We start from the raw sequence: 20739 nt of genomic DNA, 5'->3' as shown, positions 1-20739 counted from the left end.
AGGCGGCGGGTATGATGTAATGGTAGCCTGTCAGCTTCCCAAGCTGAACGCGCGGGTTCGATTCCCGCTACCCGCTCCAGACACCCCTCGATCGCGTCATTCCGCGGGCTCCGCCCTCAACGCCTTGTCGCGCAGGCGCAAGCCCCTGGGGTCGAACGGGGCCTCGGCCAGACGCCGCGCGGCATGGGGCCGCCCAAGGATCGCGACCCGCAGCTCCTCGCCCGGCGCGACCCGGCCCGCCTTCAGATAGGCGATCGCCAGGGACTTCCCGACCGTATGGCCATAGCCGCCCGAACTCACCTGGCCGACCGGGGTGCCGTCGGGCAGGAAGATCGGCTCGGACCCGCTTGCGTCGGCCACCTTCGCGTCGATTTCCAGAAGCGCCATCTCTTCACGCGGCGCCTGAGCTTCGATCCGCAACCATGCATCCTTGTTCAAGAATTCCTTGTCCCGACGGACAAGGCCATCGAGCCCGGACTCCTGCGGCCAGTATTCCGGCGAATAGTCCCGCCCCCACGAGCCGTATCCCTTTTCCAGCCGCAGCGACATCAGCGCGCGACTGCCGACAGGGCCCGCGCCGACCTCGCGCCCCGCCTCGAGAAGCGCCCGGTAAAGCGTGACCTGGTCGCCCTCCGCGCAGTGCAGCTCCCACCCCAGGTCGCCCGTGAAGCTGACGCGGATCGCCACGACGTCGACGCCCGCCACCGTGATCCGGGCCGAGCGGAAGAACGGGAACGCCTCGTTCGAGAGATCCGCGCCCGTGAGGCGCGCCAGAAGCCTGCGCGCCTCGGGGCCCGCCACGTTGAAGCCGCAGACACGCTCGGTCAGGCTTTCGAAGGTCGTCCCCTCCGGCAGGGGCAGCGCCCGGACGTAGCGCAGGTGAAAGCGTTCCGCCGCCCCCCCGCCCAGCACCCAGAACTCCTCGCGGCCAAGCCGGGTGACGGTGAAGTCGCCCGCCACGCCGCCGCGGCTGCCGATCAGAGGCGTCAGGCAGGACCGGCCGACCTCGGTGGGCATCCGGTTGGCCAGAAGCGCGTTCAGCCAATCCTCCGCCCCCGGCCCCGCGACGCGGTATTTCGCGAAGTTGGAGATGTCGATGATGCCCGCCCGATCGCGCAGCATCCGCGCCTCGCGGCCCACGACATCCCACCACGGCTGCCGGGTGAAGCCCGCGCTGTCCTCGACGTCCGCATCGAAGAACAGGGGATGTTCCCAGCCGTAGTTCAGGCCGAACTTCGCGCCCATCGCGGCCTGCATCCCGTAGGCGGGACGGGTGCGCACGGGTCGCCCGGCCTCCCGCTCCTCGCCGGGAAAGTGGATCTTGAAGCGGTTCGCGTACTGGTCGGCCACGCGCGCCCTCGTGAAGGCCCGGCCCGCCCATGCGCCGAAGCGCGCAACGTCCCAGCCGAACATGTCGAGCGAGGGCTCGCCCTCGACCATCCACTCGGCGGCGAGCTTGCCCAGGCCGCCGCTCTGCGAGAAGCCCGGGATGATCCCGTTGCAGCAGAAGTAGCCATCCAGTTCCGGCACCGGCCCGAACAGCGCCGAGGCGTCCGGCGACCAGATCATCGGCCCGTTGATCACCCGCTTGATCCCTGCCTCGCCCACGACCGGCACCCGCGCCATCGCGCGCAGGATATTGTCCTCGATCCGCTCAAGGTCGTCGGCGAAAAGCTCGTGCCCGAAGCCCTGCGGCGTGCCGTCCTCGGCCCAGAACCGCACGTCGCGCTCGTAGGCGCCCACCAGCAGGCCCTTGCCCTCCTGGCGCAGGTAGTACTCGCCATCGCGGTCCGCGACAGACGGCAGCCTGCGGTCCAGCGCGGCGATCTCGGCAATCGTCTCCGTCACGAAATACTGGTGCTCGGTGGGAAGGAGCGGCAGCTCGACCCCGGCCATCCGCGCGACCTCCCGCCCCCAGAGGCCGGCCGCGTTCACCACCCAGGGCGTGCGGATGTCGCCCTTGTCGGTGCGCACGATCCACGTCCCGTCCGGTTGCGCCTCGGTCGCGGTCACGGGCGTGAAGCGGTGGATCTCCGCGCCACGCCGGCGCGCGCCGATCGCGTAGGCGTTGGTCACGCCCGAAGGATCGACGTTGCCGCCGTCGGGCTCGAACATGATACAGCGTACGCCGTCGAAATCGACGAGCGGATGCAGCCGCTCGGCCTCCGCGCGGGTGACCTCATGGAAGGCCATGCCGTAGCGCCGCGCCCGCGCCTCCTGCAGCCTCAGCTGGTGCTCCCGCGCCTCGGTCTGCGCAAGGTAGAGCGATCCGGGCTGGAACACGCCGCAGGACTGGCCGGTCTCCTCCTCGAGCTCGCGATAGAGGCGCATCGTGTAGTGCTGAAGCCGCGAGATGTTGGTGCTGTCGTGGAGCCCGTGGATGTTCGCCGCCGCGTGCCAGGTCGAACCGCTGGTCAGCTCGTCGCGCTCCAGCAGCACGACCTCCGACCAGCCAAGCCGCGCAAGGTGATAGAGGATCGAGCAGCCGACGACGCCGCCTCCGATCACGACGGCCTGGGCATGGGTGCGCATGGAAACCTCCGGCTTGCTCGCCCGTCACCATCCCAGCCGCCCGACGCCCGGGTCATGTCCGTCCGCGACACCATGGCGTCCAATTGCGCAGTCCACGCAACGCACCCCTTGCGCCCGCGCGCCGTCCGGGCCAGACCCTTGCGCCATGCTCGCCTATCACACGCCCCTCCATGTCCCGACCCTGCGCGCCCTCGGCATCCCCGAGCCCTGGGCTTTCGGCCTCGCCGACCGCGTGCGTTTCGCCGAGATCGACGCCCTCGGCCACGTCAACAACACGGCCTACCTCACCTGGTTCGAAAGCTTCCGCCTCCCATACCTCGAGGCGCGCGGCATCACCGACTACGGGCCCGACAGCCCCCGTCTCGTGCTCAAGCGGACCAGCTGCGACTACCACGCGGAACTGTTCGTCGGCATGGACTACGTGGTGACGGGCCGCACGCGTGCCTTTCGCCGGACCTCCTTCACGATGGAATTCGCGGTCTGGCTCCCCGACGAAGGCGGCACTGCGCGCCTGACCACCACCGGCGAGGCGGTGGTCGTCCTGCTCGCGCGGGACGGCGCGGGGCGCCACCCGATCCCCCCGGCCGGCCGGCAGGCCTTCCTCGACCTCGACGGCGCCCACGCCGAAGGCGCCTGAAGCCCCGCCCCTTCATCTTTCCCCAAATACGCAATGCGACGCAGCCGCGCGCGCCGCCGCCGGGACGGGCCTCCTAGCCCTCGCCCCTCGCGTAGGCCACCAGCGCGCGGGTCGAGCCGTCCTTGTCCGCCCCGTCCACGGCTCCGCTCAGCACCGGCTCAAGCGCATTGGCCAGCTCCTTGCCCAGCTCCACGCCCCACTGGTCGAACGAGTTGATCCCCAGGATCACGCCCTCCACGAACACCCTGTGCTCGTAGAGCGCGATGATCCGGCCCAGCACCCGCGGCGTCAGCTTGCGATAGAGAAGCGTCGTGGACGGCCGGTCGCCCGGAAACACCCGGTGGCGCGCCTGCCGCTCCAGCTCGTCCCCCCGCAGGTCCTTCGCGGCCATCATCGCCCGCGCCTCGTCCAGCGACCGGCCCCGCATCAGCGCCTCGGATTGCGCCAGGCAATTGGCCAGGAGGAGCCGGTGCTGATGCGCAAGCTCCGGCTCGTGACCCTCCGCGCCAGCCATGAACTCGCACGGCACGATGCGCGTGCCCTGGTGGATCAGCTGGTAGAACGCATGCTGCCCGTTGGTGCCGGGCTCGCCCCAGACCACGGGGCCCGAATTCTCCGTCAGCTCCGTGCCGTCCATCGCCACGCGCTTGCCGTTGCTCTCCATCTCCAGCTGCTGGAGATAGGCGGGCAGACGCGCGAGCCGCTGCTCGTAGGGCAGCACCGCGCGCGTCGCGTGGCCGCAGACCTGGTTGTGCCAAATACCCACGAGCGCCAGCAGGACGGGCATGTTCTCCGCCAACGCAGCCTCGCGGAAATGCGTGTCCATGTCGTGACCGCCGGCAAGGACCTCTCCGAACGCCTCCGGCCCGACCGCGATGGCAAGCCCCAGGCCGATGGGCCCCCACATCGAATAGCGCCCGCCGACCCAATCCTCGAAACCGAACACGCGCGAGGGATCGATGCCGAAGGCCGCCGTCCTGTCCACCGCGCTCGAGACGGCGGCGAACTGCGCGCCTGGCGTCTCCACGCCGCCCGCCATCCAGGCGCGCGCGGTCTCGGCGTTTGTCATCGTCTCGATCGTGGTGAAGGTCTTCGAGGCCACGATCACCAGCGTCCGGCGCGGGTCGAGCCCCGCGAGCGTGTCGTGGACATGCGCGCCATCGACGTTCGAGACGTAGTGCAGGCGCGGCCCGTCATGGTAGGGCCGAAGCGCCATCGTCGCCATCGCCGGACCAAGGTCCGAGCCGCCGATGCCGATGTTCACCACGTCGGTGTAGGGCCCGCCCGCGCCCGCGATCTCGCCCGACCGGACGGCGCGCGCGAACTCCGCCATGCGCGCGCGCGTCTCAAGGACGCCGGGCATCACGTCCTGGCCATCGACCTCGATGGGGCCCCGGGGCGCGCGCAACGCGGTATGCAGCACCGCGCGGCCCTCCGTCTCGTTGATCCTGTCGCCCCGGAACATCGCCTCGCGCCGCTCCTCGACGCGCGCCGCGCGGGCGAGCTTCAGAAGAAGCGCCATCGCCTCCTCGTCCAGCGCCGTCTTCGAGAAATCGAACAGCATCTCGAGGGCCCGCGCCGAGAACGCCTGCGCCCGGCCGGGGTCCTCGAACAAATCGAGGATCCGGACGGCCGCCCGCTCGGCGCGGTGCCGCCGAAGGTCGTCGAGAATGTCCGTGGTCGTCATCGCGTCCTCCTCATTCCGCCCAATGGACAATGGCCTGCCCCAGCACCGCACGGATCGGCGCGTCGATCGGATCGAGATGGCTCGCCCGCTCCAGCGCCTCGCGCTTCTCGCGCCCCGTGATCAGCACATGGCAGCTCATCGCGCCGCGAAGGACCGGCGCGGTCAGCGTCACCCTCGGCTCGCCCGCGCCCTCCGCGCGCATCGCCATCAGCGGCGGCGCCCCGTCGTCCAGCGCGGCGGCCAAGTTGTCCGCGCCGGGAAACAGGCTCGCCGTGTGCATGTCGGCCCCCATCCCCAGCAGAAGCACCGAAAGCGGCAGATGAGGCTCCAACCCCTGCGAAAGCGCCTCCAGCCCCTCCTCCGGCGTCTCGAACGGCGCATGCAGCGGGACGAGCGTCGCGGCGGAGGCCTCCGACACCAGAAGATGCTCGCGGATGAGCCTCGCGTTCGACCGCGGATGATCCTCGGGCACCCACCGCTCGTCGTTGGGCACCACGGCGACCCGCCCCCAGTCCAGCTTCTGCCCGCACAGCACGTCGAACACGGGCCCCGGCGTGGTGCCGCCCGGAACGCTGACGGTGACGGTGTCGTTGCGCCGCAGCGCCGCCGCGATCTCGCTTGCGATCACGTCGGCGAGGTCGAGCATCAGCAGGTCACGGTCCGGATATTCGAGGAAGGTCATGCGCTGATCTCCCGCCAGCGCCGCCCATCCCTGTGCAGCAGCATCAGCGCCTCCTCCGGGCCCGAGCTTCCCGCCTCATAGGCGAAGGGCCGGTCCCCGCGCCGCGTCCAGCCCTCGATGATCGGATCGGCCCAGGCCCAGGCGGCCTCCACCTCGTCGCCGCGCATGAACAGCGTCTGGTTGCCCCGGATCACGTCCATGATCAGGCGCTCGTAGGCGTCGGGCACGTCCGCGCTCTCGGCCCCGAGCGCGTCGGCGAAGGACATGTCGAGCGGCACGTCGATCAGCCTCATGCCCCCCGGCCCCGGCTCCTTGATCGTCACCCTCAGGTCGATGCCCTCGTCGGGCTGCAGCCGGATCGACAGAACGTTGTGGCGGCTGCCGGCATCCTCGTCGAAGATCGAATGCGGCGGCTCCTTGAAGTGGATCACGATCTCGGACTTGCGCGCCCTGAGCCGCTTGCCGGTGCGCAGGTAGAAGGGCGTCCCGTTCCAGCGCCAGTTCGCGATGTGCAGCTTCATGGCGATGAAGCTTTCCGTGCGGCTGTCGGGGTTCTCGGCATCTTCGGCGTAGGACGGCACGTAAGGCCCGCCACGGTACTGGCCACGCACGATGTCGCCGGGCTCCACCGGATCGAGCGCGCGGATCACCTTCAGCTTCTCGTCGCGCACGGCGTCTGGCTCGAAGCGGCTCGGCGGCTCCATCGCCGTCAGGCACAGAAGCTGCATGAGGTGGTTCTGCATCATGTCGCGCATCGCGCCGGACTGGTCGTAATAGGCCCCGCGCCCGCTCACGCCGACCTGCTCGGCGACCGTGATCTGGACGTGATCGATGTATTGCGTGTTCCACAAGGGCTCGAACAGGACGTTGCCGAAGCGCACCGCCATCAGGTTCTGCACCGTCTCCTTGCCCAGGTAGTGGTCGATCCGGTAGATCTGCGTCTCGTCGAACACCTCCGAGAGCGTCCTGTTCAGCGCCCGCGCCGAGGCGAGGTCGTTGCCGAAGGGCTTTTCCACGACGATCCGCGCGTCGGGGCGCGCGATGTCGAAACGGTGCAGCCGCTCGGCAAGGTCGCCAAAGAGGCCAGGGGCCACCGAGAAGTAGAACGCCTGCACGGCCTCCGGACGCATCCGCTCGCGCAGCTCGTTCCAGCCGCCGTCGCCCTTCGCGTCGACCGCAAGGTAGTCCAGCCGCTCGAGAAAGGCGCGCGTGGCCCCCTCCTCGCGCCGTCCTGCCGGAACGAACTCCTCCAGCGCCTCGCCGACCCAGGCGCGCCATGCCTCCGCCGGCTGCTGGGTGCGCGCCGCGCCGATGATCCGCGCCTCACGCGGCATCTGCCCGTCGCAGAAGCGGCGGTAGAGCGCGGGCAGGATCTTCCGCCGCGCCAGATCCCCGGTGCCGCCGAAAACCACGAGGTCGAACGGGTCGACCGGAATGACACGCGAAACCATCTGTCTCTCCCTGGCGTTCCTCGCTCCGGCACCCCGCCGCCGGAGCAGTTCTTGTTAGCGCTAACGCAAACTCCGTTCGAGACGCCTAAACCCTTCCTTTGCCCGAGTCTACCGGTTGCGGGCCTCCTCTCCAACCGCAGGTCTTCATCCTTGCGAAAAACTCCGGGGGGAGGCCGAAGGCCGGGGGGCGGAGCCCCCTTTTCGCGGCCCGCCTCAGGGCTCCATCGCGCAGATCAGCTCGAAGAGGACCGAGGCGCCGAGCCACGAGGTGTTGCCCGAGGGATCGAACGGCGGCGACACCTCCACGAGGTCCGCCCCCACGATGTCGAGGCCGCGCAGCCTGCGCACGCACTGGATCGCCTCGAAGCTCGTCGGCCCGCCCACCTCGGGCGTGCCGGTGCCCGGCGCGAAGGCCGGGTCGATGAAGTCGATGTCGAAGCTCGCATAGACCGGGCCGCTGCCCGCGACGCTGCGCGCCTCCTCCATGACCGAGGTCCAGCCCCGCGCCATGCACTCCTCGATCTCGACGATGTGCACGCCCTTCTCGCGGCCATAGTCGATGTCCTCCTTGTTGTAGGAGGTGCCGCGCATCCCCGCCATGAAGCATCGGTGCGGATCGAGGCATCCCTCCTCGATGGCCTGCCGGAACGGGTTCCCGTGGGTCAGCGTCCTGCCCCCGAAATAAGGCGGGTAGAGGTCGGTGTGACTGTCGAGCAGGACAAGCCCGAAGGCCTCGCCCCGATGCGCCCTGAGCGCGCGCAGCACGGTCAGTGTGCACAGGTGGTCGCCGCCCACCATGACCGGGCGGATGCCCTCGCCGAGCATCTGCGCGACCGCGGCCTCGGCGGCGGCCAGCGCCTCGTCCTGGTCGACAGGGCTCATGGCGACGTCGCCCATGTCGGCGCAGTGCATCGACCGGAACGGCGTCTGGCGCGTGTGGCCGTTCATCGAGCGGATCATGGTCGAGGCGTCGCGCAGCCCGCGCGGGCCGTGGCGCGCGCCGGGCCGGTTCGACGTGGCGCCGTCCCAAGGCATCCCGATGATGCCGATGTCCACCTCCACGCGCCGGGGATCGTCCTGCGGCACATGCGGCAGCCGCATGAATGTCGGCACGCCCGCGTAACGCGGCAGCACCGCGCCAGAGATGGGTTCCCAATCCGTGTCGGTCATCGCTCGCCCTTCCGCCTGTTCCGGCGCGAGGCTAGCGGCTGGGCGGCCCGGTGTCACGCCACCCCGTGACGCGCACCGCCAAAGTCATGCCGCCCCCGGCACGCCGGTCCCGCGGCGCGCGCTCACGCTTCCAGTTCGGCGTCCCAGTAGAGGAAGTCGAGCCAGCTTTCGTGCAGGTGGTTCGGCGGAAACTTGCGGCCCATGTTGCGCAGCTCCTCCGCGCCCGGCTGGCGTGGCGGCTTGCGCAGGCTGAGGCCCGACTGGCGCAGGCTGCGCGCGCCCTTGCGCAGGTTGCAGCGCGAACACGCGGCCACGACGTTCTCCCAGCTCGTCACCCCGCCCCGTGCACGCGGCACGACGTGGTCGAAGGTCAGATCGCCCTTCTCGCCGCAATACTGGCACGAGAACTCGTCGCGCAGGAACAGGTTGAAGCGCGTGAAGGCCACGCGCTTCTGCGGCTTGATGTAGTCCTTGAGGACCACGACCGAGGGAATGCGGATGACCGTGGAGGGACTGCGCACCGTCTCGTCGTATTCCGCGACGATCTGCACCCGGTCGAGCCAGACCGCCTTCACGGCCTCCTGCCACGGCCAGAGCGAAAGCGGATAGTAGCTCAGCGGCCGGTAGTCCGCATTGAGCACGAGCGCCGGGTTCTGCTTCAGGGCGCCCGGCTCGCGCACGAAACTGGTTCTGAAATCGATGTCGCCTGCAGCCTGCATGGATGACTCCGCTCCCGCCCTGTCTGCCTCCCGTCGGGCACCAGAACGGGACACCCCGCCCCTGCCTTGTCGACACTATATCTAGGCTTTGCAATCCGGCAAGCCTTACCAGATAATGTGCCATCACGTTCGCATGTCTAGCGGTCCCGCCTGACAGTTTCGTGACGGTGACGGCAGGGCCCGCGACATGCGGGCAGGCCGCGCGCGCGGCGCAGGCGCGCCCGAACCCGATACGCCCCGGAGGCAGGCCCATGCCGGATCTTCCAGAAGCCCCCATCCCCGACGCGATCCTCGAGGCGGCGGTCTACGCCCCCGATCTCGACGCCGCCGAGGCCTTCTACGGCGGCCTTCTGGGACTGCGCCGGATCGCGCGGGCGGGCGACAGGCACGTCTTCTACAAGCTCGGGGCGACGGTGCTTCTGGTGTTCAATCCCGACGCGACCGAGACGACCGCGCCCCCGGGCGCGCTGCCCGTTCCCCCACACGGCGCGCGGGGGCCGGGGCATGTCTGCTTCGCCGCGAGCGGGCCCGCGATCGCTGCGATGCGCGCGCGCCTGGAGGCCGCGGGCGTCGGGATCGAGTCCGATTTCCGGTGGCCGAACGGCGCGCGGTCGCTTTACCTGCGCGACCCGGCCGGCAACTCGGTGGAATTCGCCGAACCCCGGCTCTGGGCCGGGGCCTAGCCCTCAGCCGAGGCCGAGCTTCTCGCGCATGAAGGCAAGCGCCACCGACAGGCCGTCGGGGGCGATGCCATGCGCGGTGCCCTTCATGACGTGGGCATAGACTTCGTTCCAGCCGGCCTTCTGCAAGGCCTCGGCCGCCTCGGGCAGGCTCTGCGGCGGCACGACGTCGTCCTGGTCGCCGTGGATCAGGAGGACGGGGGGGCGCACGACAACCTCGTCGGCAAGCGTCTCGGGCGACAGAAGGCGCCCCGAGAACCCCACCACGCCCGCCACGGCCTCGGACCGGCGGGGCGCGACGTGAAGGCTCATCATCGTGCCCTGGCTGAAGCCCACAAGGACGGTGCGGGCGGCGGCGATGCCTTCCTCGGCCATGACGCGGTCGAGAAAGGCGTCAAGGTCGTCCACCGCGCGGGCCATCCCCTCCATCGCCTGCTCCTCGGAAGAGCCGTCGATCCACGGGATCGGGAACCATTGGTAGCCCATCGGGTTCATCGCCGACTTCTCGGGCGCGTTCGGCGCGACGAAGACGGTGCCGGGCATGTGCGGGGCCAGCGGATCGGCGAGGCCGAGCAGGTCGTTGCCGTCCGCCCCGTAGCCGTGAAGGAAGATCACGAGGTTCGAGGCGCGCCCCGCCGAGGGCGCTTTCCGCCCGTATTCCAAGACCCTGCTCACAAGACGCCCTCCCGGTCGGTGTCGAGGCGGTAGTAGACCCAGAGCGCGCGGGCGGCAACCGCCCGCACCGGGCGCCAGCCCTCGGCCATGGCCCGCAGGTCACGCTCGGGCGGGCGGGCCTCGAGGCCGAAGAGCCGCCGCGCGGCCTCCTGCAGGGCGAGATCGCCGGCGGCGAAGGCGTCGGCATGGCCGAGCGCGAACTTGGCGTATATCTCGGCCGTCCACCGGCCGACCCCCGGCACCGTCGTCAGCGTCCCGACGACGCCGTCCGTGGGCGCGTCGCGCAACGCCGTCCAGTCGAGTCCGGCCGAGGCCAGCGCGCGGGCGTAGCGCATCTTGGGGCGGCTGAGACCGCAGGCCCTGAGCGCGCCGTCGTCAGCCGCCGCGACCGCCGCCTCCGTAACGAGGCCCGCCGCCTCGAGGCGCGACCAGATCGCCGCCGCGCTCGCGGTCGAGACCTGCTGCGCCACGATCGCCGACAGAAGCGCCGCAAAGCCGTCGGCGCGCCGTCGCATCGGCAGCGGACCGGCCGCCACCACGGGCCCGAAGCGCGGCTCGAGCGCCACCAGCTCCTCCGCCGCGGCGGCGAGATCCGCTTCGGTCGCGATGATGCGCGGCGTCATGTCCCCGCTCCTTCCCTCGGTGCGGCGCGGCCCGCCCGCGCTGCGGCGGCGGATGCTCTGGACCACGCCCCTGCCATCCTGTAGCGCTCTGGCCATGACCGACGCCAGCCTTTCCCACCCCCCCTCCGACGACAGCCTTTCCGACGATCGCCGCGCGCGGCGCAACGTCTCCGTGCTCGTGGCCGCGCAGGCGCTTCTGGGCAGCCAGATGCCCATGATCTTCGTCATCGGCGGGCTTGCCGGCCTGACGATCGCGCCCACGCCGGCGCTCGCCACGATCCCGATCTCGCTGATCGTCTTCGGCTCGATGACGACCGCGCCGTGGCTATCGGCGCTGATGCAGCGTTTCGGGCGGCGCGCGGGGTTCCTTGCCGGCGTGCTCGGGGGCGGCCTCGGCGGCCTGCTCGCGGCATGGGGCCTCTGGATCGACAGCTTCCCGGTCTTTCTCCTCGGCTCCTACCTCACCGGCATCTACATGTCGGCGCAGGGCTTCTACCGGTTCGCCGCCGCCGACACGGCATCCGAGACGTTCCGTCCAAAGGCGATCTCCTACGTCATGGCGGGCGGCCTCGTATCGGCCCTGATCGGTCCGCAACTGGTGAAGCTCACGGCCGAGGCGACCGTGGTGCCCTTCGTCGGCACATACCTCGCCGTGGTCGCGATCAACGCGCTCGGCGCGGCGCTGTTTCTTGCGCTCGACGTACCGAAGCCGAGGCCCCCCGCGCCGGACGCGCCCGCCGGCCGGACCCGGCTGGAGCTTCTGCGCGACCCGAAGATCGCGGTGGCCATCATCTGCGCGATGGTCTCCTACGCGCTGATGAACCTGATGATGACCTCGACGCCGCTGGCCATGGTCGGCTGCGGCTTCGGGACCGGCACGGCGGCCGACGTCGTCTCGGCCCATGTGGTCGCGATGTTCGCGCCGTCCTTCTTCACGGGCCACCTGATCGCGCGTTTCGGCGCCATGCGCATCGTGGGGATCGGGCTGTTCCTGCTGGCGCTCGCGGGCGGCATCGCGCTGACCGGGGTGGAGCTGTTCCAGTTCTTCGGCGCGCTGGTCCTGCTTGGCGTCGGCTGGAACTTCGGTTTCATCGGCGCCACGGCGCTGCTGACGCAGGCCCATTCAATCGAGGAGCGCGGCCGCGTGCAGGGCATGAACGACTTCCTCGTGTTCGGCTGCGTGACCTTCGCCTCGCTCGCCTCGGGCGTGCTGATGAATTCGGGGCAGGACGTGGTGGCGGGCTGGAACGCGGTCAACCTCGCGATGGTGCCTTTCCTCGCGCTGGCCGGGGGGGCGCTGATCTACCTCGCGCTCAGGCCGCGGGAAACCGCCTTTCCCTAAGCTACCAGCGGCCCGTGAGGCCCATGCGCAGCAGGCCCCAGCTCTGCGACGCCGCCCCGAGGCCGAGCGCGCCCTGCCCCACGCGCCACGGCTCGGCGCGCGCCTGTTCCAGAAGCGGCCCGGCCTGCCAGCCGGCGAAAAGCGCATAGCCCGCCCGTCGCGGAACGAGCCGCCGCCGGACGCGGGCGGCCGCCAGCCGTGACACTCCGCGCTCCGCCAGCGCGGCCACCCCCTCGTCCCGGCCATCCAGAAGCGGCACGCGCCCCCGCGCCGCCAGTTCCGGCACCGCGCGCAGGAAGCCCGCCAGCGCGAAGGCCCACGCCGCGTCCCGGACCACGGGCTCGGCCGCGTCGGGCGCCCCGAGTGCGCGCGCCGCCGCCCATGCGAGGTTTCCGCCCGTCGCATCGAGATAGGCGTCGAAATGCGCCTCGTCCTCGAAGGCGTCCTTGTGGATGTCCCAGCGGCGCGCCGCAACGAGGCCGTCGAGCAGGTGCCAGTCCTCCGGTTGCACCGCCTCGGCGAGGGGCGCGGCCACCTCGTGCGCCCGGGGCGTCGCGCGCTGGCCGATCTCCTCGGCGACGTCGCGCCAGAATTGCAGTCGCATCTCGGCGATCATCGGTTCTTCCGTGACCCAGGGCGCACGGCTGACCTCGACGTTGAAGGCATAGACCGGAAACAGCACGCGCCGCGCCTCGGGCGGGGTGGCCATCGTGGCGCGGAAGCGTTCGGGATCGCCGCGCTCGACCAGCCCGGCGCAGGCCTGAAGGCTCATGCCGGCGCCGCGACGACCGCGTGGTAGCCGACCTCGTCCTTCAGCTTGCGCCACGCCTCGGCCTCGTGCTCGGCCTGGTCGAGGATCTCGGCCATCGCGGCGTCTTCGCGGCCCTGCAGGATGTCCTCGCGCAGCGTCGCGATACGGACGGCCTGCGCCGCGAAATAGGCCTCCCAGCCCGCATCGGGTTCGCGGCGTTCGGCGAGGATGCGGTACCCGGCCCCGGCGACCGCGTCCCTCAGCGCCCCGACGGTGTCCACCTTGTCGCCCTGCCAGAACGCCACCGCCTCCTCGGACGGCGTGTCGGTGAAGAACACGGGCGCGGTGAAGGCTGCGGCGCCGCCTTCGGCCAGCGCGCCCTTCCAGTGCTCCAACGCCGTCCCGACGCCCACGAAGTAGATGGCGCCCGCCGACCAGATCAGGTCGAAGGGGCCGTTTTCGGCCAGATCGACCGGCGCCGACCCGTCGAAGCCCGGTTGGGGCCCCATCGAGCCGTGGATCGCCGTCACCTCGGGCCCGTAGCGCCCCGAGATCGCCTCGACGAAGCCCTCGTGCGCCTCCAGCGCCACGACACGCGCCTCCGGGATCGCCTCGCGGAGCGCGCGGATGTCCTCGCCCACGCCCGCGCCCGCGTCGAGCACCCGCGCCCCCGCCTTCGTGCCGGCCGCCTTCACCGCCCAGGACACGTCGTCCGGCGTGCCAGGCCCCTGCCGCGAGACGCCCTCGTGGAAGCGGAGAAATCTGTCCATGTCCATCGATCAGTTCCCTGTCAGGTTGGGTTCGCCCGCCGCGTAACGAGGCGCGTCACACGCTCGGGGCCTCTGGCGCGCCGTCGCGCACCAGCTTCCATTCGATCGCGTCGAGCAGCGCCTCGAAACTCGCGTCCACGATGTTGGGCGAGACGCCCACCGTCGCCCAGCGTCGCCCCGAGCTGTCCTCGCTGTCGATCACGACGCGCGTGACCGCCTCGGTGCCGCCCTGGGTGATGCGCACCTTGAAGTCCACCAGACGTATGTCGTCGATATAGCCCTGATAAGGCCCCAGGTCCTTGGCAAGCGCCTTGGCCAAGGCGTTGACCGGGCCGCGGTCGCCGCCGTGCTCGTCCATCGATTCCGACACCGACAGCATCTTGTCCGCGCCGATCTTCACAACGACCACGGCCTCCGAGAGGCTGACCATGCGGTCATACTTGTTCTTCCGCCGCTCGACCGTCACGCGGTAGCGCTTCACCTCGAAGAAACGGGGCATGATCCCGAGGGCCCGCCGCGCCAGCAGCTCGAAGCTGGCCTGCGCGGTGTCGTAGGAATAGCCCTCGTCCTCGCGCGCCTTGATGTCCTGCAGGATCGCCGCCAGCGCCGGATCGCCGTCCGCGACCTCGATGCCCGCCTCCTTGAGGCGGCGGCGCAGGTTCGACTGCCCCGCCTGGTTCGACATCGGAATGACGCGGGCGTTGCCCACGAGGGCGGGTTCCACGTGCTCGTAGGTGGCAGGGTTCTTGACGATCGCGCTGGCGTGCAGTCCCGCCTTGTGCGCGAAGGCGGAGGCGCCGACATAGGCCGACTGCCGCATCGGCACGCGGTTCAGGATGTCGTCGAGCATCCGCGACGTCCGCGTGAGACCGCCGAGCGCCTCGGGCGTGATGCCCGTCTCGAAGCGGCTCGCCCACGGCTCCTTAAGAAGGAGCGTCGGGATCAGCGAGGTCAGGTTGGCGTTGCCGCAGCGCTCGCCAAGCCCGTTGAGCGTGCCCTGGACCTGCCGCGCGCCCGCCTCGACGGCGGCGAGGCTCCCCGCCACGGCGGTCTCGGTGTCGTTGTGGGTATGGATGCCGACGTGCTCGCCGGGGATGCCCGAGGCGATCACCTCGGCCACGATCCGCCCGATCTCGCCGGGCAGCGTGCCGCCGTTGGTGTCGCACAGCACGATCCAGCGCGCGCCCGCCTCGAAGGCCGCGCGCGCGCACGACAACGCGTAGCCGGGGTTCGCCTTGTAGCCGTCGAAGAAGTGCTCGGCGTCGAACAGCGCCTCGCGGCCCTCGGCGACGACATGGGCGACGGAGGCCGAGATGTTCTGCAGGTTCTCGTCCAGCGCGATCCCCAGAGCCTCGGTGACATGGAAGTCATGGGTCTTGCCCACAAGGCACACGGCCCGCGTTCCCGCGTTGAGCACGGCGGCGAGCACGTCGTCGTTGGCCGCCGAGCGCCCGGCGCGCTTGGTCATGCCGAAGGCCGTCATCGTGGCGCGGGTCCGGGGCGCGGCGTCGAAGAAGGCCGAATCCGTGGGGTTCGCACCCGGCCATCCGCCCTCGATGTAGTCGAGCCCGAGCGCGTCGAGCGCCTCGGCGATGCGGACCTTCTCGGGCGTCGAGAACTGGACGCCCTGCGTCTGCTGCCCATCGCGGAGCGTCGTGTCGTAGAGGTAGAGGCGGTCGCGGGTCATGGTGCGCACCGGATGCCCGCCGTCCCGATGATCATACCAAGCCCTCCAGAACTGAGCGATCGAACCCGATTTCAGGCCGGATCGTCGTAGCGTCCTTCGCCATCCGCACCGAGAACCCGGCTTCCGACAGTCGCGCCTTGATCGCGTCCACCTCACTGAAATCCTTGGATTTCATGGCAGTTTCACGCATCGCCTGAAGCCTTGTGGCCACGGGCTCGGCCAGTCGCCAGACCGTCTTGAGATCTTCCACACGGACGAAGAGTTCGTCAGGCGACAACAATCCAAGGAAAACGACGCCTCGGGCGAGCGCAACAGGGTCGCCGGCATCGCGGAGCTCATAAAGCCGGGCTATGGCGCCATGCGTATTGAGGTCGTCAGCCAGTGCTTCAACGATCCGGGCATCCGGTTTCCCCGTGACCTCCCTCGCGAGGCCTGGATCTGGAACGGTCGCGACGGTTTCGATGAAGCCGTGCAGTGTCGCTTCTGCGTCGACCGCCTTTTCGGCCGTCCAGTCCATCGGCTTCGAATAATGCGTGGACAGGAACACGAAGCGGATCACCTCGCCCGGGATGCCCTGGTCCAGAAGCTCGCGCACGGTGAAGAAGTTGCCGAGCGACTTCGACATCTTCCTGCCCTCGACCTGAAGCATCTCGTTGTGCATCCAGATCGAGGCGAAATGTCCCTCGGGGTGGGCGCAGGCGGATTGCGCGATCTCGTTCTCGTGGTGCGGAAACATCAGGTCGTTGCCGCCGCCGTGGATGTCGAAGCTGTCGCCAAGCAACTCGTGCGCCATGGCCGAGCATTCGATGTGCCAGCCGGGCCGGCCCCGGCCCCAGGGGCTGTCCCAGCCAGGCAGGTCGTCATCGGACGGCTTCCAAAGCACGAAGTCCATCGGATCGCGCTTGTAGGGGGCGACCTCGACGCGGGCGCCCGCGATCATGTCGTCGACCGCGCGCCCCGAGAGCCGGCCATACGCCTCGTAGCTCGCGACCGAGAACAGGACGTGGCCCTCGGCCTCGTAGGCGTGACCGCGCGCGATCAGGTCCTCGATCATGGCGATCATTTCGCCGATGTAGCGCGTGGCGCGCGGCATGTGCGTGGGCTCCATGACGCCGAGTGCGGCCATGTCCTGCAGATACCATGCGATCGTCTCCTCGGTGATCTCGCCGATGGGCCTCCCGGTCTGGGCGGCACGGGCGTTGATCTTGTCGTCGACGTCGGTGAAGTTGCGCACATAGGTGACGCGGTCAGCCCCGTAGACGTGGCGCAGAAGGCGGAACAGCACGTCGAAGACCACGGCGGGGCGCGCGTTGCCGAGATGCGCGCGCTCGTAGACCGTCGGGCCGCACACATACATCCGCACGTTCGAGGGGTCGATCGGCTCCAGCCGCTCCACCTGTCGCGTCATCGAGTTCCGCAGCCTGATCTCGACCATGAACCCCCTCCACCCGGTCTGCGCGCCTTCCGCGCGGCGCGGACCTAGCAGGTTGCGCGGGCGAAGGAAACCACACTGCAGGGGGGGGCGGGAAGCGCCCGGGGCGCGCGAAGGTCCGAGCCCATGTGGCCGGCCGCGCGCACGGGCCTGAGGCTTCGTGCGGGGGCAAGGCGGGCGGAGGACACGAGAAAGGCCCGGACGCGAACGCCCGGGCCCTCTTTGGACGGTGACGACGATCGGATCAGAAGCGGAAGGCCGCGTTGATGCCGAAGGTGGTGGCGTCCACGTCCTCGCCGCCATTGTCGAAGTCGTCGAACTCGTGCTGGAGAAGCTCGGCGCCCACGGTGACCTGCTGCGTCACGGCGTAGTCCATGCCGACGCCGTAGAAGTAGCCGTTGCTGCTGGAGGTATCGCCCGCCACGTCGATGCGGGCATTGGCAGCGCCGGCGGTTCCGTAGAACAGCGCGCGGCCCGCGTCGAAGCCGGCCTCCACGCCGAGCCGCGAAATGCTTTCGAGGCTGCCGTTGTCGAGGTCGATGTCGGCCGCGTTATGGTCGAGCTCGACGCCCATGACGTAATCGCCGAGGTCATAGCGGTAGCCCGCGAAGACGCCGCCGAGAAAGCCGTCGCCGGTCGTGTCCTCGTCCTCGGTGATGCTGCCGATGAGGTCGGCATTGAGCCCGACGCCGACATCGCCGTATTCCAGCTGGCCACCTGCATAGAACCCCGTCCAGTCGGCGCTGGGCGCCGGGGCGGGCGCCGCCGGGATGACGGCCGGCGCCGGAGCGGGTTCTGCGATGCCGCCTGCGAAAACGGGCATGGCGGCCATGGACAGCGCACTTGCCGTGATCGCCAGCCGTCCCGCGCGCGCCGCGTTCGTTTTCCTGGTCATGTCTTGTCGTCCTTTCGTTTGCTCGACGAGGTGGCGGAGCGTCGATTGCGTCCGCCAGTCCTGCAACGCACCACATGTCCATTGGTTGCGCCGTCCGCCACTCACGCCTGCGTGTTGAGCGGCAGCCCGCCGGATGCGGCCCCGCGCGTCGGCGAAGCCCGGCCTGCGCGGCCGTTTCCGCGACGGAAGGCCCCCTTGAGAACCCGGCGTCAGCGGCAATTGGCCCCTGGCAGTCGAGGCAAAACGCCTGCGGCCCGCCCGCGGTTCCGCGCAGGAGCGGGCGACGCCGCGCGGTCAGCGGTGATTGCGTGGGAAGCGGAGCGGGACGCGGGGGCGTCCGGCGTCTGGCGTCTGGCGTCTGGCGTCAGCCGCGAAGGCCGGCCGCCTCGCGCGCGAGCGCCTCGATGGCCGCCCAGTCGCCCGCGGCCACGCGATCCTTCGGGGCGATCCACGAGCCGCCCGCGCAGATCACGTTCGGCGCGGCGAGATAGGAGGCCGCGTTCGCGGCCGAGACGCCGCCCGTGGGACAGAAGCCGATCTGCGGGAGCGGCCCGGCGAGGGACTTGAGATAGGCCACGCCGCCGGCGGCTTCGGCGGGGAAGAACTTCAGCATGTCGTAGCCGCGCGCCAGGAGCGCCATCGCCTCCGACGCGGTGGCCGCGCCCGGAAGAAGCGGCAGGTCTTCGGCGATGCAGGCCGCGATCAGCTCGTCCGTCGCGCCCGGCGAGACGCCGAACTTCGCGCCCGCCGCCTTCGCGGCCCGCACGTCGGCCGCCGTCAGCAGCGTGCCCGCGCCGACGACGCCGCCCGGCACCTCGGCCATCGCCGCGATCGCGTCGAGCGCGGCGGGCGTGCGCAGCGTGACCTCGAGCGCGGGAAGCCCTCCCGCCACGAGCGCGGTGGCCAGAGGCACGGCATGGGCGGGGTCCTCCACGACGAGGACGGGGACGATCGGCGCGAGGTGGGCGATGTCTCGGGTGATGCGGCTCTGGTCGGCTGGGGTCATCGGGGTTCGTCTTCGTGGCTGGTGGAAAAGGTCTCGACGCCTGCGGCGCCGATCCGGGCCGCGCCGCCTCGGCCCCGGTGGGACCTCGGCGCCGCCGACGCCTTCGGCGGGCGTACTTGGAGAAAGATGAAGCAGGGGACGGGCGCGCGCGCGATCATGACGGGGTCACACGACGACGCCCGCGCCCATGGTCGCGGGCCCCGCGCGGTTGCGAAAGACCTCGAAGAGCTCGCGGCCCACGCCCCACGCGTTCGCGGAAAGGTCGGGCACCGCGGCCTGCCGGTCGGCCACGCCGTCGGTCAGGACCTCGATCCGCCCCGCGACGGCGTCGACGCGCACGACGTCGCCGTCCGCGAGCTTGCCGATGAGCCCGCCGTCGAGCGCCTCGGGCGCGACGTGTATCGCTGAGGGCACCTTGCCCGAAGCGCCCGACATGCGCCCGTCCGTCACGAGCGCGACCTTGTGGCCGCGATCCTGCAGGACGGCGAGGATGGGGGTGAGCGCGTGAAGCTCGGGCATTCCGTTGGCCTTCGGGCCCTGGAAGCGCACGACGACGACGACGTCGCGGTCGAGCCTTCCGGCGCGGAAGGCCTCCTTCACCGCGCCCTGGTCCTCGAAGACGGCGGCGGGCGCCTCGATCACGTGGCGCTCGGCGTCGACGGCCGACACCTTCATCACCCCGCGCCCGAGGTTGCCCTCAAGCTCGACGAGGCCGCCGGTGGGCTGGAACGGATCGGAGGCGGGCCGCAGGATCCTGTCGTTGAGGGTGGTCTTCGCACCCTCCGCCCAGGCGAGCGCGCCGCCGTCGAGCCGGGGCTCGCGCGTGTAGAGTGCGAGGCCCCTGCCCGCCACCGTCTCGGTGTCGGGATGCAGGAGGCCCGCGTCGAGAAGCTCGCCGATCATGTAGCCGAGGCCGCCCGCGGCGTGGAAATGGTTCACGTCGGCGAGGCCGTTGGGATAGACCCGCGCCATGAGCGGCGTCGCCGCCGAGATGTCGGCGAAATCGGCCGGGTCGAGCACCACGCCCGCGGCCCGCGCCATGGCCACGAGGTGGATCACGAGGTTGGTCGAGCCGCCCGTGGCCATCAGGCCGACCATGCCGTTCACGAAGGCCTTCTCGTCGAGGATGTCGCAGACCGGCCGGTAGTCGTTGCCAAGCGCTGTGATCGCGGCCGCGCGCTCGGCTGCGGCGTCGGTCAGCGCGTCGCGGAGCGGCGTGCCGGGGTTCACGAAGGAGGCGCCGGGCAGGTGCAGCCCCATGAACTCCATCAGCATCTGGTTGGAATTCGCGGTGCCGTAGAAGGTGCAGGTGCCCGGCCCGTGGTAGGAGGCCATCTCGGCTTCCATCAGCTTGGCGCGGCCGATTTCGCCCGAGGCGAATTGCTGGCGGACCTTCGATTTCTCGTCGTTGGGCAGTCCGCTTGTCATGGGGCCTGCGGGGACGAAGATGCCGGGAATGTAGCCGAAGGTCGCCGCGGCGATGACGAGGCCCGGCACGATCTTGTCGCAGACGCCGAGATAGAGCGCCGCGTCGAAGGTGTTGTGCGAAAGCGCGACGCCGGCGGCCAGGGCGATCACGTCGCGCGAGAAGAGGCTGAGTTCCATCCCCGTCTGGCCCTGCGTGACGCCGTCGCACATCGCGGGCACGCCGCCCGCCACCTGCGCCGTGGCGCCGGCACGGCGCGCGGCGTCCTTGATGCGGTCGGGGTAGTCCTTGAACGGCTGATGCGCGCTCAGCATGTCGTTGTAGGCGGTGACGACGCCAAGGTTGGGCGCTCGGTCGCCGACGAGGGCGTCCTTGTCCGCACCCATCGCGGCATAGGCGTGGGCCTGGTTGCCGCAACTGAGATGCGCGCGGCGCGGCCCCTCCTCGCCGAGGCGGCGCATCCGGTCGAGATAGGTTGCGCGCGTCTCGCGGGATCTTTGCTCGATCCGCGCGGTGACGCTGGCGATCCGGTCGTCGAGTGGCATCATGATCCCCTTCGTCTGCCTTTGGTCAG

The 20739-nt window shown here is 70.3% G+C and carries 18 protein-coding genes and 1 tRNA gene; 4 read left to right on the top strand and 15 right to left on the bottom strand.

What is annotated here, in order from left to right; translation table 11 throughout:
• The first annotated feature begins 5 nt into the window (after nucleotides 1-5).
• A tRNA-Gly gene (locus P6F26_RS04260) sits at nucleotides 6-79 on the top strand.
• Between the two features lie 17 nt (nucleotides 80-96).
• Here the strand turns inward: P6F26_RS04260 and P6F26_RS04255 are convergent.
• On the bottom strand, nucleotides 97-2532 hold the full coding sequence (locus tag P6F26_RS04255; RefSeq protein WP_278027402.1) for a GcvT family protein: 2436 nt from the start codon (nucleotides 2530-2532) through the stop codon (nucleotides 97-99).
• Between the two features lie 145 nt (nucleotides 2533-2677).
• Here P6F26_RS04255 and P6F26_RS04250 point away from each other — a divergent pair, with 145 nt between their 5' ends.
• Nucleotides 2678-3169 (top strand): acyl-CoA thioesterase, encoded by a 492-nt coding sequence (locus P6F26_RS04250; protein ID WP_278027401.1) that lies wholly within the window; start codon nucleotides 2678-2680, stop codon nucleotides 3167-3169.
• 73 nt (nucleotides 3170-3242) lie between these two features.
• Here P6F26_RS04250 and pgi read toward each other — a convergent pair whose 3' ends face one another.
• The 5 genes from pgi to P6F26_RS04225 all read right to left on the bottom strand — a co-directional run bounded on the left by pgi (nucleotide 3243) and on the right by P6F26_RS04225 (nucleotide 8878).
• Nucleotides 3243-4856 (bottom strand): glucose-6-phosphate isomerase, encoded by a 1614-nt coding sequence (pgi, locus tag P6F26_RS04245; RefSeq protein ID WP_278027400.1) that lies wholly within the window; start codon nucleotides 4854-4856, stop codon nucleotides 3243-3245.
• Nucleotides 4857-4866: 10 nt separating this feature from the next.
• Nucleotides 4867-5538 carry a 6-phosphogluconolactonase gene (gene pgl, locus P6F26_RS04240; protein WP_278027399.1) on the bottom strand — a complete coding sequence of 224 codons (672 nt, stop codon included), beginning with the start codon at nucleotides 5536-5538 and terminating at the stop codon, nucleotides 4867-4869.
• Entirely contained in the window at nucleotides 5535-6989 is a 1455-nt protein-coding gene (gene zwf, locus P6F26_RS04235; RefSeq protein WP_278027398.1) for a glucose-6-phosphate dehydrogenase, read from the bottom strand. The genes pgl and zwf overlap by 4 nt, the downstream gene beginning before the upstream one ends.
• A gap of 213 nt (nucleotides 6990-7202) precedes the next feature.
• On the bottom strand, nucleotides 7203-8159 hold the full coding sequence (speB, locus tag P6F26_RS04230; RefSeq protein WP_278027397.1) for an agmatinase: 957 nt from the start codon (nucleotides 8157-8159) through the stop codon (nucleotides 7203-7205).
• Between the two features lie 122 nt (nucleotides 8160-8281).
• Nucleotides 8282-8878 carry an HNH endonuclease gene (locus P6F26_RS04225; protein ID WP_278027396.1) on the bottom strand — a complete coding sequence of 199 codons (597 nt, stop codon included), beginning with the start codon at nucleotides 8876-8878 and terminating at the stop codon, nucleotides 8282-8284.
• A gap of 251 nt (nucleotides 8879-9129) precedes the next feature.
• Between P6F26_RS04225 and P6F26_RS04220 the strand changes: the two genes are divergently transcribed.
• Nucleotides 9130-9561: a VOC family protein gene (locus tag P6F26_RS04220; RefSeq protein WP_278027395.1), complete on the top strand. Its 432-nt coding sequence runs from the start codon at nucleotides 9130-9132 to the stop codon at nucleotides 9559-9561.
• Between the two features lie 3 nt (nucleotides 9562-9564).
• Here the strand turns inward: P6F26_RS04220 and P6F26_RS04215 are convergent, their stop codons facing one another.
• Together P6F26_RS04215 and P6F26_RS04210 are read right to left on the bottom strand one after the other, a co-directional pair.
• Nucleotides 9565-10233, bottom strand: a complete 669-nt coding sequence (locus P6F26_RS04215) for an alpha/beta hydrolase (protein ID WP_278027394.1) — start codon at nucleotides 10231-10233, stop codon at nucleotides 9565-9567.
• The gene (locus P6F26_RS04210; protein WP_278027393.1) at nucleotides 10230-10856 is read right to left on the bottom strand and encodes a DNA-3-methyladenine glycosylase family protein; all 627 of its coding nucleotides are present in this window, start codon (nucleotides 10854-10856) and stop codon (nucleotides 10230-10232) included. Before P6F26_RS04210 ends, P6F26_RS04215 begins: the two co-directional genes overlap by 4 nt.
• Nucleotides 10857-10950: 94 nt before the next feature.
• Between P6F26_RS04210 and P6F26_RS04205 the strand changes: the two genes are divergently transcribed.
• On the top strand, nucleotides 10951-12198 hold the full coding sequence (locus P6F26_RS04205; protein ID WP_278027414.1) for an MFS transporter: 1248 nt from the start codon (nucleotides 10951-10953) through the stop codon (nucleotides 12196-12198).
• Between the two features lies 1 nt (nucleotide 12199).
• On the opposite strand, the gene P6F26_RS04200 is transcribed toward P6F26_RS04205, so the two are convergent.
• From P6F26_RS04200 to edd, 7 genes are all read right to left on the bottom strand, one after another.
• Nucleotides 12200-12970 (bottom strand): squalene/phytoene synthase family protein, encoded by a 771-nt coding sequence (locus tag P6F26_RS04200; RefSeq protein WP_278027392.1) that lies wholly within the window; start codon nucleotides 12968-12970, stop codon nucleotides 12200-12202.
• On the bottom strand, nucleotides 12967-13719 hold the full coding sequence (locus P6F26_RS04195; RefSeq protein WP_278027391.1) for a class I SAM-dependent methyltransferase: 753 nt from the start codon (nucleotides 13717-13719) through the stop codon (nucleotides 12967-12969). The genes P6F26_RS04200 and P6F26_RS04195 overlap by 4 nt, the downstream gene beginning before the upstream one ends.
• A gap of 55 nt (nucleotides 13720-13774) precedes the next feature.
• The gene (cimA, locus tag P6F26_RS04190; RefSeq protein WP_278027390.1) at nucleotides 13775-15406 is read right to left on the bottom strand and encodes a citramalate synthase; all 1632 of its coding nucleotides are present in this window, start codon (nucleotides 15404-15406) and stop codon (nucleotides 13775-13777) included.
• Nucleotides 15407-15437: 31 nt separating this feature from the next.
• A complete protein-coding gene (gene cysS, locus P6F26_RS04185) occupies nucleotides 15438-16841 on the bottom strand; it encodes a cysteine--tRNA ligase (protein WP_278027389.1) in 1404 nt (467 codons plus the stop codon).
• A gap of 241 nt (nucleotides 16842-17082) precedes the next feature.
• Nucleotides 17083-17733, bottom strand: coding sequence for an outer membrane protein (locus tag P6F26_RS04180; protein WP_278027388.1), 651 nt, complete (start codon nucleotides 17731-17733; stop codon nucleotides 17083-17085).
• Nucleotides 17734-18097: 364 nt separating this feature from the next.
• Nucleotides 18098-18739 (bottom strand): bifunctional 4-hydroxy-2-oxoglutarate aldolase/2-dehydro-3-deoxy-phosphogluconate aldolase, encoded by a 642-nt coding sequence (eda, locus tag P6F26_RS04175; protein WP_278027387.1) that lies wholly within the window; start codon nucleotides 18737-18739, stop codon nucleotides 18098-18100.
• Nucleotides 18740-18904: 165 nt separating this feature from the next.
• Nucleotides 18905-20710 (bottom strand): phosphogluconate dehydratase, encoded by a 1806-nt coding sequence (gene edd, locus P6F26_RS04170; protein WP_278027413.1) that lies wholly within the window; start codon nucleotides 20708-20710, stop codon nucleotides 18905-18907.
• Nucleotides 20711-20739: the final 29 nt, after the last annotated feature.

The sequence above is a fragment of the Roseicyclus salinarum genome (assembly GCF_029624655.1).
Classification (GTDB): Bacteria; Pseudomonadota; Alphaproteobacteria; order Rhodobacterales; family Rhodobacteraceae; genus Roseibacterium; species Roseibacterium salinarum.
The sequence above is the reverse complement of the archived record's forward strand: the minus strand, read 5'-3'. Positions and strand labels throughout refer to the sequence as shown.